The organism is Longimicrobium sp. (genome assembly GCF_036388275.1).
Classification (GTDB): domain Bacteria; phylum Gemmatimonadota; class Gemmatimonadetes; order Longimicrobiales; family Longimicrobiaceae; genus Longimicrobium.
This window is the reverse complement of sequence record NZ_DASVSF010000083.1, coordinates 46853-59055: the sequence shown is the minus strand read 5'-3', so window position 1 is coordinate 59055 and position 12203 is coordinate 46853. Positions and strand designations below refer to the sequence as shown.

10 protein-coding genes are annotated in these 12203 nt (G+C 71.0%); 4 read left to right on the top strand and 6 right to left on the bottom strand.

From position 1 onward, the window contains the following. Positions 1-380 precede the first annotated feature (380 nt). Positions 381-1517, top strand: a complete 1137-nt coding sequence (locus tag VF632_RS17220) for an FAD-dependent monooxygenase (protein WP_331024165.1) — start codon at positions 381-383, stop codon at positions 1515-1517. A 444-nt stretch (positions 1518-1961) separates the two neighbouring features. Here VF632_RS17220 and VF632_RS17215 read toward each other — a convergent pair whose 3' ends face one another. The 6 genes from VF632_RS17215 to VF632_RS17190 all read right to left on the bottom strand — a co-directional run bounded on the left by VF632_RS17215 (position 1962) and on the right by VF632_RS17190 (position 7136). Then, positions 1962-2300, bottom strand: coding sequence for a hypothetical protein (locus tag VF632_RS17215; RefSeq protein WP_331024164.1), 339 nt, complete (start codon positions 2298-2300; stop codon positions 1962-1964). Next, positions 2300-2959 carry a hypothetical protein gene (locus VF632_RS17210; RefSeq protein ID WP_331024163.1) on the bottom strand — a complete coding sequence of 220 codons (660 nt, stop codon included), beginning with the start codon at positions 2957-2959 and terminating at the stop codon, positions 2300-2302. Before VF632_RS17210 ends, VF632_RS17215 begins: the two co-directional genes overlap by 1 nt. A gap of 22 nt (positions 2960-2981) precedes the next feature. Further along, positions 2982-4550 carry a bifunctional metallophosphatase/5'-nucleotidase gene (locus VF632_RS17205; protein WP_331024162.1) on the bottom strand — a complete coding sequence of 523 codons (1569 nt, stop codon included), beginning with the start codon at positions 4548-4550 and terminating at the stop codon, positions 2982-2984. Positions 4551-5177: 627 nt separating this feature from the next. Next, complete coding sequence (locus tag VF632_RS17200; RefSeq protein ID WP_331024161.1) at positions 5178-5576, bottom strand: hypothetical protein; 399 nt, start codon at positions 5574-5576, stop codon at positions 5178-5180. A gap of 61 nt (positions 5577-5637) precedes the next feature. Beyond that, entirely contained in the window at positions 5638-6117 is a 480-nt protein-coding gene (locus tag VF632_RS17195; RefSeq protein WP_331024160.1) for a hypothetical protein, read from the bottom strand. Positions 6118-6284: 167 nt separating this feature from the next. Continuing rightward, positions 6285-7136: a phosphatase PAP2 family protein gene (locus VF632_RS17190; RefSeq protein ID WP_331024159.1), complete on the bottom strand. Its 852-nt coding sequence runs from the start codon at positions 7134-7136 to the stop codon at positions 6285-6287. Between the two features lie 68 nt (positions 7137-7204). Here VF632_RS17190 and VF632_RS17185 point away from each other — a divergent pair, with 68 nt between their 5' ends. From VF632_RS17185 to VF632_RS17175, 3 genes are all read left to right on the top strand, one after another. Further along, positions 7205-8149, top strand: a complete 945-nt coding sequence (locus VF632_RS17185; protein WP_331024158.1) for an ABC transporter ATP-binding protein — start codon at positions 7205-7207, stop codon at positions 8147-8149. Beyond that, a complete protein-coding gene (locus VF632_RS17180; RefSeq protein WP_331024157.1) occupies positions 8146-8865 on the top strand; it encodes a hypothetical protein in 720 nt (239 codons plus the stop codon). The genes VF632_RS17185 and VF632_RS17180 overlap by 4 nt, the downstream gene beginning before the upstream one ends. A gap of 288 nt (positions 8866-9153) precedes the next feature. After that, a complete protein-coding gene (locus VF632_RS17175) occupies positions 9154-12090 on the top strand; it encodes a PAS domain-containing sensor histidine kinase (RefSeq protein WP_331024156.1) in 2937 nt (978 codons plus the stop codon). The last annotated feature ends 113 nt before the right edge of the window (positions 12091-12203 follow it).

Here is a 12203-nt window from a genome sequence, read left to right as displayed (position 1 = left end):
ATCCCCAGCCCTTCCCCGCAAACCGCGCGGGGGAAGGGAGCCAGTGTGGCGCGCTCCCCAACCCTGGGCCGCGCACCAGGGCCTGTCATCCTGAGGCCCAAGCGCGCCGAACCTGCCCCTGCACAACCTTCGCGGGCCGAAGGATCCAGCTGCGGACGGGTAATCGGCTGGGCGCGGCAGCGGTCACCATTCCCTGTGCCTCGGACAGCGCGGGTGAGGTGCGCTTCGGCCGGTCCGGCGCATTCCCCGGGCTGCCCTCTCCCGTCAGGACATTCCCCACCGCGGATGAGTTGATCCACCTATCACGCGACGGGTGGCGGCAGAGTAGCTTGCCATCCAGAATCCGGCGGGGCTGCAGCGTACAGCGGACGGAGGATGCGATGAGCGACGGCGTGATCGTGATCGGCGGCGGGATCGGTGGGCTGTCTGCGGCCATCGCGCTGCGTCGCGCGGGCATCGACGCGCAGGTGTACGAGCGCGCGCCCGAGCTGCGCGAGGTGGGCGCCGGCATCAGCCTGTGGCCCAACGCTACGGCCCAGCTTCGCCGCTGGGGATTGCTGGACGAGATCATCCGCCGCGGGCACCTCTACACGCGCGGCGAGGGGCGGGCCGCGGACGGGCGCCTGCTGACGGTGTTCGACGTTCCTGCGATGGACGCGCCGGGCGTGCTGATCCACCGCGCGGAGCTTCACTCCGTTCTGCTGGAGGCGCTGCCCGCGTGGGCGGTGAACACCGGCGCCGCGTTCGAACGGTTCCGCGAGACCGCGTCGGGCGTGGAGGTCGACGCAGGCGAGGCGGGCTCCGTCGCGGGCGCCTGCCTGGTGGGCGCCGACGGCCTGCGCTCCGCCGTCCGCGAGCAGCTGCTGAACGATGGCCCGCCCATCTACCGCGGCTATCCCGTGTGGCGCGGCGTGGCGCCCGCGGGAACGGCGGAGTGCGACACGCTGATCGAAACCCTGGGCCGGGGCCAGCGCTTCGGCATCGTGCCCATCGGCGGGGATCGAATCGCGTGGTGGGCCACCGCGAACGAGCCCGAGAACGCGCCCGACGAGGGGGCGGAGCGCAAGGCGAAGCTGCTGCGCATGTTCGACCGCTGGCACCAGCCCATCCCGCAGCTGATCGAGGCCACGCCGGACGAGGAGATTTTGAAGAATGGCACCTACGACCGTCCGCCGGTCCGCCGGTGGGGGCGCGGGCGCGTGACGCTGCTGGGCGACGCGGCGCATCCCACCACGCCCAACCTGGGGCAGGGCGGGTGCATGGCCATCGAGGACGGGGCCGTGCTCGCCTGCTGCCTGGCGAACGCGAGCGACGCCGCGGCGGGGCTGCGCGCGTACGAGGGACGGCGATTCCGCCGCACGGCGTGGATCACGCGGCAGTCGCTGGCCTACGGCCGCATCGGGCAGTGGCAGAACGCCGCGGCGGTGCGGCTGCGCGAGACGGTGTTTCGCCTGACGCCGCCGTCCGTCACCGAGGCCTCGTTCCGCCGCCTCTTCGCGTTCGACCCGGTGGGGTGACGGGCGCCCCTCACCCGGCCCCTCCCCGCACGGTACTGCTGTGCGGAGAGGGGAGAACGTCGGGGCGGTGAGGCTGGCTCGGGCGCATGCCGCGTCGCCCCCCATCCCCAGCCCTTTCCCCGCAATGCGCGGGGGAAGCGAGCTACGTCGGTGCGCGCCGCTAATCCATTGACGCGCAAAGGCTTGTCATCCTGAGGCCCAAGCTCATGGCACTCACCCCCACACGCCACTTCGCGGGCCGAAGGATCTAGCGTGGGGCACGTAATCGCTTGGGCGCGGCAGCGGTCACGATTGCGTGGGACTCGGCTAATCAGGGCTGCGGTGGAGCGTTTCGGCTCGATGCCGCGGGTTTACCCGCTTTAGGACCCCTCGGCGAAACCGGCCGCCCTCCCACGTACGGAAGGCGGCCGGTCTCGTCCGATTCGGACCCCGTGGATCCACCCGTCAGCTGCCGCACTTGTGGTCGGCGGTGTAGAGCTTGTGGTCCTTCGGGTCGGCGGGGTTGTAGCACACCTTGTACTTCTTCGCCGGATCGTACCAGGTGATCTCGTCCATCCTGCGGCTGTGCACGTTGTTCTGCCCGTCGACGAACGCAAAGGTCAGCGTGTGCCCCCCCTCGTTCTCGTCGCCGTTGAACCACGTGGCCGGCGTCGCCACGAACCCGACCGCCTCGGCCTCGGCGGTCTGGCGCCGGCGGGCCGCCTGGTTGTCGCGGAGCACGAAGAACACGATGCCGCCGGTGATGGCCGCCACCAGGCCCAGCACGATCACGTAGCTCTTCATCAGTCGCTGTCCTCCGTCATCTTCACCCGCGCCGAGTCGATGGCCTTGTCTACCGCCTTGAACAGCTCCGGCTCCTTCTGCTCTACCTCCGCCAGCAGCTGCTTGATGGGTTGCACCGACTGCCGCGACGCCAGCTCGCGCGTGGAGGCGGGAAGCACGTACCTGATGGAGGTGAACACCATCAACGTCTTCTCCTCCACCACCTCCAGCAAACCGCGGCCGTAAAGCCCCCGCTTCATCAGCCCGATGGCGCGCGCGGGGGGATCGTGCGAGTCCTGGCCGATGAACGCCGCGAGCACGCCATCCAGCTCGTTCTCCATCCCCGCCGCCTCCACCAGGTGCGCCTCCAGCGAGCCCCCGGGATAGCTGGCGGAGGCCGTGCCCCGCACCAGGTGCAGCTTCCGCGTCCTGATCAGCCCGAACAGCGCCTTGCCCTGTCGGATCTCCAGCCGGACGGCGCCCGCGCGCTGCAGCGTCCACACGGCCGCGTGCATGGCCTTTTCCATCAGCGTCTGCGAGTTGACGCGCACGCCGCTGGTGAGGATTTCCTCCTTGCTGGACAGCATCGACGCGTCGGGCACGAACTGGTCGCCGAAGAGCACCACCAGCTCGCTGGAGGAGAACGCGTTGGCAGCGGACGCAGGAGTAGCCTGGCTCACGTTTCGCTCCGGGTGTGGGATGTCATGGACGCGCGGCGCCGCGCTCGGTGATGCGGCCTTCCACGGCCGGGCTGATGGGCTGCCCGGCGGCGTACGCGGCGGCCAGGGCGTCGAACGCCATCAGCCGCAGGTCCGGCCCCGGCGGAATGCTCATGACCGCGCGGTTGTGAAAGGTGTACGTGTCGCCGCCACCCATCAGGTAGTCGGGAACCGCCACCACGTAGACGCGGTTGTCGTCCAGCGGCTCCCACGCGTCGCCGCGCCGGATGTCGACCGAGGTGACCCGCTGCCCAGGCGCGCGCGAGCGGTCATAGCTGAAGCGCATCCCGGAAACCTGCAGGAAGCTCCCCTCGCCCCGGCCGCCCGAAACGCCGCGCTCCAGCACGGCTTCCCGCAGGTCGCGCCCGCGCAGCCACACCAGCCCCACCCGCGTGGGAAAGCCGAAGGTGCGCGCCAGGTGCTCCCAGCGGATGTCGCCCTGGATTCTGTCGTCGATGCGGATGGCGCCGCCGTTCAGGATGCCGACGTCGGCGGGGATGTCGGGGTAGGCGCGGCGCATCACGTCGGCCAGCCAGTTGCCCCAGGCGCTTTCCTCGTTGCGCACCACCTCCTCCGACGCGTCCATCCGCGTGGCGGCGCGCCCGATCACCTGGTCGAAGAAGGGGATCTTGGCGCGCATGCTGTCGGCCCACTTCGCCTGCACCTGGCGCTGGTACGCGGGATCGACGGCCACCGTGGCGTCGAGCACGATGGAGTCCGCGCGCACGGCCGGCGCTCCGCCGCGGCGGCCCAGCACCACCTGCCAGATGCGGCGCGCGTTGCTGTCGCCCTTGGTGATGGCGGCGGTGCTGTCGGTGAGCGGATGGTGGATGAGGAAGTGCTCGTGCCCGCCCGCGATCCACACCAGCTTGGGGTGTGTGGCGCGCAGCGCGGCGATCTGCTGGTCCTGCCCCAGGTCCAGGTGCGTCAGCCCGATGATGGCCTCGGCCCCCTGCGACTCCAGCTCGCGGATCTGGCGCTCGGCGATGGCCACGTACGCGGTGTCCACGGACGCGTACTCGCGGGGCGCGTCCACAAAGGTGAGCGTAAAGATGCCCACGCGCATGCCGCCGGCGTCGATGATGGTGTCGGTGCCCAGGCGCCGGTCGGCCCCCGCGTCGCCGGTGTTCAGGCGGACGTTGGCGGCCAGCCAGGGAAAGCGCGACGCGTTGATGGCGCCGGCCAGCATGCCCGGGCGGCGCTCGTCGAACTCGTGGTTGCCCGGCACGACGATCATCGGCGCGCGGGCGTGAAGGAAGTTCAGCGCGTCGATCATCTGCAGCCCCGCGAAGTACCGACTTTCAATTGAGGGCGCGATGAAGTCGCCGGCGTGCAGCACGCGTACGGGCACGCCCGTCCTGCGACGCGCGGCCTCGGCGGCGGTCACCACGCGGCCCAGCCCGCCCACGCGCCCGCCCTCCACCGCGTCGATGCGGTAGACGTCGTTCACCTGGATGAAGGTGGCGGCGGGGCGAAACTCCTGGGCGTGCAGCGCGGGCGCGAGCAGGACGGCGGCAGCGAGCGCGCGAACGGTCGGTCTGCGGAAGATCATCGGGGCGGACGGGGTCGCGGGGCGTTGCGGATTCCGGGCGGCGGTGAGGATACGCGGAAGAACGGGGAAAACACAAGATCTCGCGCCGCCCCTCCCCGCACAACCGCGTGCGGAGAGGGAGAACGTCGATCGCACGCCGCACCTGCCGCAGCGCGATGTCATCCCGAACGAGCGGCCCCGTCGGAATCCTCCCCTGCGCCATCGCCCGCAGCTACTGAGGGATCCGCCACACCTTCAGGGCGTGCACCACGGTCCTGCCCACACGAGAACAGGCCAGTCCGCGCAGGCGGACTTCGTGTGGTTGTTGCAGCGAATTCATTCGCCCGGCAGAGCCGAGGCCTCGGGCTTGTGACCGCTGCCGCGCCCGGGCTGAAAGGCATCCGCGGCGAGATCCTTCGCCCCGCAGAGACTTGCGTACGGGCAGGTTCGGTGCGCCTGGGGCTGAATAGAAAAAGTCCAGTTCGTCCAAATCATAAACGGCGCCCGCGAGCCCTTTTCATCCCTCAGGGTCGGCCGGAGGACGGTGAAAGACTCAGGATGACAGCCCCGGGGTGAGAGCCCAACGTACGAAGGGCGGCCCCGTCGGAGCCGCCCTCGCGTCTGCTCATCCGCACCCGTCCGAAACGCCTACGCCGCCTCGCCCTCGCCCGCATGCGGCTCCTGTCCCGGGTAGTGGCGGCGCAGCGTATCCAGCCGCTCCATGTCCTCACGCCACACGGACTTGAGAATGGGGTGCCGCTCCATGTACACGCGAAGCCCGTCCACCAGCGCGTCGAGGTTCACGTCCACGAAGTCCTCGGCGAAGCTGGGAGCCTCGTCCGCGGGGTCCGGCGCCAGCGCCGACGTGGGCGCGTCGCCCAGCCACACCACGCGCCCGTCGGTGAACTGGATGCCCACGCGCTCGCCGTCGGTGGCGTAGCTCCGGGCGCCCTCCCACGGCATCACGTCGTGCACCTCGCGGCCGTCGGGGCCGGGGCGCGGCAGGTAGAAGCGGTCCGGAAGGCGAATCTCGCGTGCGGCAGCCATCACTGAAGCTACGGGCGGTGGGTTCAGGATGCGAAATGGGCGCCCGAAGGCGCCCATGGGGTCAAGCGACGAATCCGGCGGGCTCACGGCGGGCCGAAGGAGCGCCGGGCTGCGCCACGGTACCGTCGATGCCTTCCGGGTGAATGCGCTCCAGCTGCGCACGCACCTCCACGAAGCGCTGCGCCTGCGCCACCAGGCCGCGCCGCTCCAGGAACTCGTTCAGGTGGCCGAGCACCGAGCACAGCGCGTCGTACCGCTCTCCCACGCGCCGCAGCCGGCGGATCTCGCGCACCAGGCGCAGCACGGCGTCGGGGTGAAGGGCGGCGATGTAGCGCTGGTCGGCCTCGGCCAGGTCGCGCTCGCGCTCCACCACGTACGTCAGCTCGCCGTCGTCGTCGGGGGCGTGCACCACCACGCGCGCGCTTTCGCCCGTCTGGTAGTCCAGCACCACCTGCGGCTCCCACGGACCGGGCGTGGCATCGCAGGCGAGCGATTCGATCTGGAACAGCTCCTGGTCCGACGGCGGAGTGTGCTTGGCCATGGATGGGGGCAGGGAGTGCGGCGCGTCGCGCGCGCGAAGCCGGGGATGCGGCGGGGTATGGATCGGAAACGATGGAGACGACGGGCACCCTTCGCAAGCCCTTCGGGCTCGTTTCGGGACACAGATGGGTTCCGGAAGGAGGTGCTGCGACGTGCGGAACGCCCGCCCTACTCCGCGGCCGGTGCTGGCGCAGGCGCGTCCACCGGGCCGGCGCCCAGGCCCTTTTCCTCGGCGGCGATCTCCGGGCGCCGCTGGCGGAAGTAGCGCACGGCCTCCATCCCCAGCCCGCAGGTGAACGCCCAAGCGCCCCCCGTCGCGAATCCACCCAGCACGTCCGAGGGATAGTGCACGCCCAGGTACAGCCGCGAAGCCCCCACCAGCAGGATGACGAGGATGGCGATGGCGTAGGTGGCGATCCGCGTGGCGCGGGTGGGCATCAGCCGGCCCAGCAGGTAGCCCAGCGTGCCGTAGATCACGATGGACGTCATCGCGTGGCCTGACGGGAACGATGCGTTGCCCACGTGCGGGGTGCGCCAGGGAAAGACGTCGGGGCGCGGACGGTCGAAGAACTCCTTCATCGTCATGTTGATCAGCCCCGCCCCCAGCATCGACACCCACAGGAGCGCGGCGGACCACCGGTGGCGGTTCAGGAGCAGGAACGCCGTGGCCACCATCACCACCATCCACACCACCAGCCGGGCGCCCAGGGCGGTCACCTCCAGCATGAAGCTGTCGACCGCGGGCGACCCGTTGGCCGACATCCACCGGAGCACCGCCTCGTCCAGCCGCAGGGTGTGCCCCGCGACGACGGCGCGCGCCAGCTCGGCGAAGAGCACCGCGCCGATCAGCACGCACGACAGGCCGATGAACAGGAACGCGCCCACGGCGGCGTAAAAGCCCTCGACGTGGCGACCGATCCACCGCAGCAGCCCGAACAGCAGGTCGCGCAGGCCGTGGATGGGCCCGCGGCGCGGGTCGTTGCGGCGTTCCAGGGGGAGTGTGGGAGGGCGCGTGCTCATGCCGCGGCCCGGGCGCACGATCCATACCGGGGTTGCGATCGGGCGGGGTGGGGCGTACGCTCCCGCTCATGATCCAGGTAACCGACGTGGTGAAGGAGTTCGGAGGCCCGCTGGCGCGCTGGCGCGGCGAGGGGGTGCGCGCGCTGGATGGCGTGACGCTGCACGTGCCCCCCGGCGCGGCGGTGGGCATCGTGGGGCCCAACGGCGCCGGCAAGAGCACGCTGATCCGGCTGCTGCTGGGCTACCTGCACCCCAGCGGCGGCGGCGTGGAGATCGGCGGCATGCTGCCCCGCGACTACGCCGAGCGGCACGGGGTGGCGTACGTCCCCGACCGGGTGGAGATCCCCCGCTCGTGGACGGTGCGCCGGGCGCTGGAGGCCTTTGCCGCACTGGGCGAGGTAGAGGGTGCCCACGCGCGAATCGAGCGCGAGTTGGCGCGGCTGGGCTTGGCCGAGCTGGCGGGCCGCCGCGTGGCCGCGCTTTCCAAGGGCAACCTGCAGCGGCTGGCGCTGGCGCAGGCGCTGCTGGGCGACCGCAAGGTGATGATCCTGGACGAGGCCACGGACGGGCTGGATCCCGAGTGGGTAGCTCGGGTGCGCGAAATCGTCACGGCGTGGCGCGAGGCGGATCCCGAGCGCGTGCTGCTGTTCGCCTCGCACGACCTGGAAGAGGTGGAGCGCGTCGCCGACCAGGTGGTGGTGCTGCAGGCGGGGCGCGTGCGCGAGGTGATCGACCTCGCCGAGGGGCGCGGCCCCGTGCCGGCGTGGCGGCTGGAGGTGCACGACACCGAGTCCGCCCACCTGGTTTCGTCCGCGTTTCCCGGCGCGCTCCCCGTCCACGGGGAGGCGCACGCGTTCCGCGTGGAGGCGGGAAGCGCGCGCGACCTGAGCGCGCGGCTGCGACAGCTGCTGGACCGTGGGGGCGTCGTCCACGCGGTGACGCCCGAGCGGCTGTCGCTGCGCGAGCGGTTCCGCGGCCAGGGCGGCGGGCGGAAGAAGGGAGGCCGCGCATGATCCCCATCCTGCTGCGCGGAATGCTGCCGCGCCTGGCGATGGTAGCGCTGGCCGGGCTGCTGTTCTTTGCCCTGGAGCCCGGCTTCCATCGCCACGACGAGGTGCCCGGCGCCGAGCCCTCGCTCGACCTGGGTTACCTGGGAATCGCGGCCACGCTGGCCAACTACGCCGCGCTTTCCATGCTCATCCTGCTGGGCGGCTTCGTCTCCGGCGACCGGCGGTCCGGGTACTACCGGATGTTCTTTTCGCATCCCACGCGGCCGCTGTCGTTCTACGGGCTGCGCTGGCTGCTCGCGCTGGGCTTCTCCGTGCTGGCCGCGGCCGTGTTCCTGGTGGTGGGGCAGATGGTGGCGTGGGGCGGGTTCGAGGGCGGGTGGATCGGGCTGTACCTGGCGCTGCTGGCGGCCGTGGCGTACGGCGGCATGGTGGCTGTGCTGTCGGTGCTGCTCGTGCGGGGCGATGCCTGGGTGGCGCTGGTGCTGTACCTGGCCAACTACGTGTGGCTGCAGCTGGTCAGCTCGGGAGTGGAGCCGCTTCCGGGGGTGCTGGGCGACGTGGTGGGGCTGCTGCTTCCCCCGCAGCTGGCCCTTTCCGACGTGTACGACGGCATCCTGCGCGGCGAGATCGCATGGGGCGCCAGTGCGTTCGCCGGCGGTTACGGTCTGTTCTGGCTGATCGTGGCCGGCGTGCTGCTCAGGGCGCGCGAATGGCCTTGACGGGTCGTCCGGCCGCATGACCACCGCGGCCGACGCACGCTTCACGCAAAAGAATGTGCGCGCTGCCTGAGGCGCGCGTGCAGGTGAAGCCTCCCGCGGTTTGGGAGGCTTTCTGCCGTTGTTGCGGCGGGTTCACCCGCTCCCGCGCCCTCCGGAGACTCCCCATTACTCCTGTGGCGCCGCCGCACCCCGCCCGGGCACCGGGATTGCACCCGGCACCCCGCCACTCGCGGCAAACCGGCGCGCGTCGGTGATGAACGTTCCTCAGGGCATGGCCTGAATCACTTGATGGACGACGAGCAGGGAGCGGCGCCCGCATTCCACGCGGGAGAAACGCTGCGCCGCGTGGCGGAGCAGGCCCGCGCCGTCGCCGGCGCGCCGGGCGCGTTCATCGCGCGCGCCTTTCCTGGCGCGGACAAGGTGCAGGTGCTGGCGGCTTCGGGCGCCGGGCATCCGGCCGTCGGCGCGCGTGTGTCCGGAGACGAGGCGGCGGGGGCGTGGCAGGTGCCGCTGGAGGTGGACGGCCGCCGCCTGGGCGTGCTCAGCCTGGTGGGGGCGGCACCGCGGCCCGACCAGGAGGAAAGCCTGCGCACCCTCGCGTCCGCGGCGGGGCTGGCGCTCCTGGCCGAAGAGCTGGCGGGCGATGCAGCCCGCTGCCGCGAGTCCCTTCACGAAAACGAGCAGCGCTTCCGGCAGCTGGCCGAAGGCATTCGCGAAGTGTTCTGGATCAGCGACCCGGAGCTCACACGAATCATCTACATCAGCCCAGCCTACGAGGAGATCTGGCGCCGCTCGCGCGAAAGCCTGGTCCACGATCCCCGCTCATTCCTGGAAGCCGTGCATCCCGAGGACCGCCAGCGTGTGGAAACGGCGCTGGCGGGGATGGTCAACGGCGAGTACGACGTGGAGTACCGCATCGTCTGGCCCGACGGGCAGGTGCGCTGGGTGTGGGCGCGCGGCTACCCCGTGCGGCGGGAAAGCGGCGAGATGTACCGGGTGGTGGGCATCATCGAGGACACTACCGACTACAAGGAGGCCGAAGAGCGCAGCAGCCGGCTGCTGGCGCTGGAACAGGAAGCGCGCGCACGGCTGAACGCCATCCTGGAAAGCATCACCGACGCCTTCTTCCACCTGGACCGCGAGTGGCGGTTCACCTACATCAACCGCGGCACCCGCGAGGTCATCCGCACCGTCCTGGAGCGCGAGCCCGACGAGGTGGTGGGCGTGCCGTTCTGGGATGCCGTGCCCGAGTTCCGCGACACGCGCTTCGAGGACGAGTACCGCCGCGCCATGGAGACGCAGCAGCCGGCCCACTTCGAGGAGTTCGCACCCATGTTCGGCGTGTGGTTCGAGGTGCACGCCTATCCCTCGGCCGACGGGCTGTCCGTCTACTTTCGCGACGTTACCCAGCGCAAGCACACCGAGCAGGAGCTTCAGCGCTACGCCGACCAGCTCCACGCGCTGGCCCAGGCCGCGCTGGTCATCAACACCTCCGCGCCCGTGCACGACATGCTGCGCACGGTCACCGAGCAGGCGCGCCGGGTGGTGGGCGCACACCAGGCCGTCGCCAGCCTGTCGACCGACGTCACCTGGTCGCAGGCCATCAACGCCGTCTCCCTCTCCGACCGGTACGCCGAGTGGCGGGAGTACGACGCGGTGCCCGACGGCAGCGGCATCTACCGCCTGGTGGGCGAGGCCAACCGGTCGATGCGGATGACGCAGGACGAGCTGGAGTCGCACCCCGCGTGGAAGGCGTTCGGCGCCGAGGCGGGACGGCATCCGCCCATGCGCGGATGGCTGGCGGCACCCATGGTGGCGCGCGACGGCCGCAACCTGGGGCTGATCCAGCTTTCCGACCGCTACGAGGGCGACTTCACCGCGCAGGACGAGGCGGTGCTGCTGCAGCTGGCGCAGATGGCCTCCATCGCCCTCGAGAACACCCTGCTGTACGGCGAGGCCCAGACGGCGCGCACGGCGGCGGATTTCGCCAACCGGGCCAAAAGCCAGTTCCTGGCCAACATGAGCCACGAGATCCGCACCCCCATCAACGCCATCCTGGGCTACACCGACCTGCTGGAGATGGGCATCGGGGGGCCGCTGACCGACGACCAGAAGGGCAAGCTGGAGCGCGTGCGACTGAGCGGGCAGCACCTGCTGGGGCTGGTGAACGACGTGCTGGACCTGTCCAAGATCGAGGCGGGCCAGATGGAGGTGGAGCACGAACGCACCAGCGCGTCGTACGCCGTCGCCGAGGCCATCGCGCTGGTCACGCCGCAGGCCACCGACCGGGGGCTGAACCTGTCCAGCCAGTGCACCGTCTCGTCCGACGTGCAGTACGTGGGCGACGAAGACCGGGTGCGGCAGATCCTGGTGAACCTGCTGTCAAACGCGGTGAAGTTCACGGAAAGCGGCGGAAGCGTTTCCGTCACCTGCGGCTGCACGGCCCAGGCCGACGAAGAGGCCGACGTGGGGCGCGAGGGCCCGTGGGTGTACGTGCGCGTGGAAGACACGGGGATGGGCATCGCGCCCGAAAAACTGGGCGCCGTGTTCCAGCCCTTCGTGCAGGCCGAAGAGGGGCACACGCGCAAGCACGGCGGCACGGGGCTGGGATTGACCATCAGCCGCCGCTTCGCCCGGCTGATGGAGGGCGACCTGACGGTGCGCAGCACCCTGGGCCGGGGCTCGTGCTTTACGCTGTGGCTTCCCGCGGCGCGCGACGCCGCGGCCGGGGAAGCTGCCTCCACCGCGCACGACTGGCCGTCCCGGCCGGGGCAGGTGCCCGGGCTGGCCGACGTGGGGCACATCCTGGCCGCCAGCGCCGACGCCCTCGTGCGTGACATTGGCGCGCGGCTGCGCGGCGATCCCCGCGTTCCCGGCGCGCACGGGCTGGACCGGGCGCAGCTGGAGGACCACATGGCCACCTTCCTGCTCGACATCGGCAAGTCGCTGATTACGCTGGACGAGGGCGGGGGCGAGCCGGAGCTGATGCAGGACGGCTCCGACATCCAGCGGATGATCAGCGAGCGGCACGGCGACCAGCGGCGGCGGCTGGGGTGGAAGCCCGACGAGGTGCGCCGCCAGTTCGAGATCGTGCGCGACGAGGTCGACACGTTGATCCGCCGCGACATCGCCCAGCGCACCGACGCCGACATCGGCACGGCGTTGGGCATCGTGAAACGCCTGCTGGACGAGGCGGAGCGCGTGACCCTCACCCGGTTCCCGTGAGCGGATGAATCTGCCGCCAGCGCTCTATGCCGCTCCCTCTGTGAGCGAGTGAATCCGCCGCCATTACGCGCCAACCCGCCGAAGCACACGTGTCATCCCGACGGAGCGGCCCC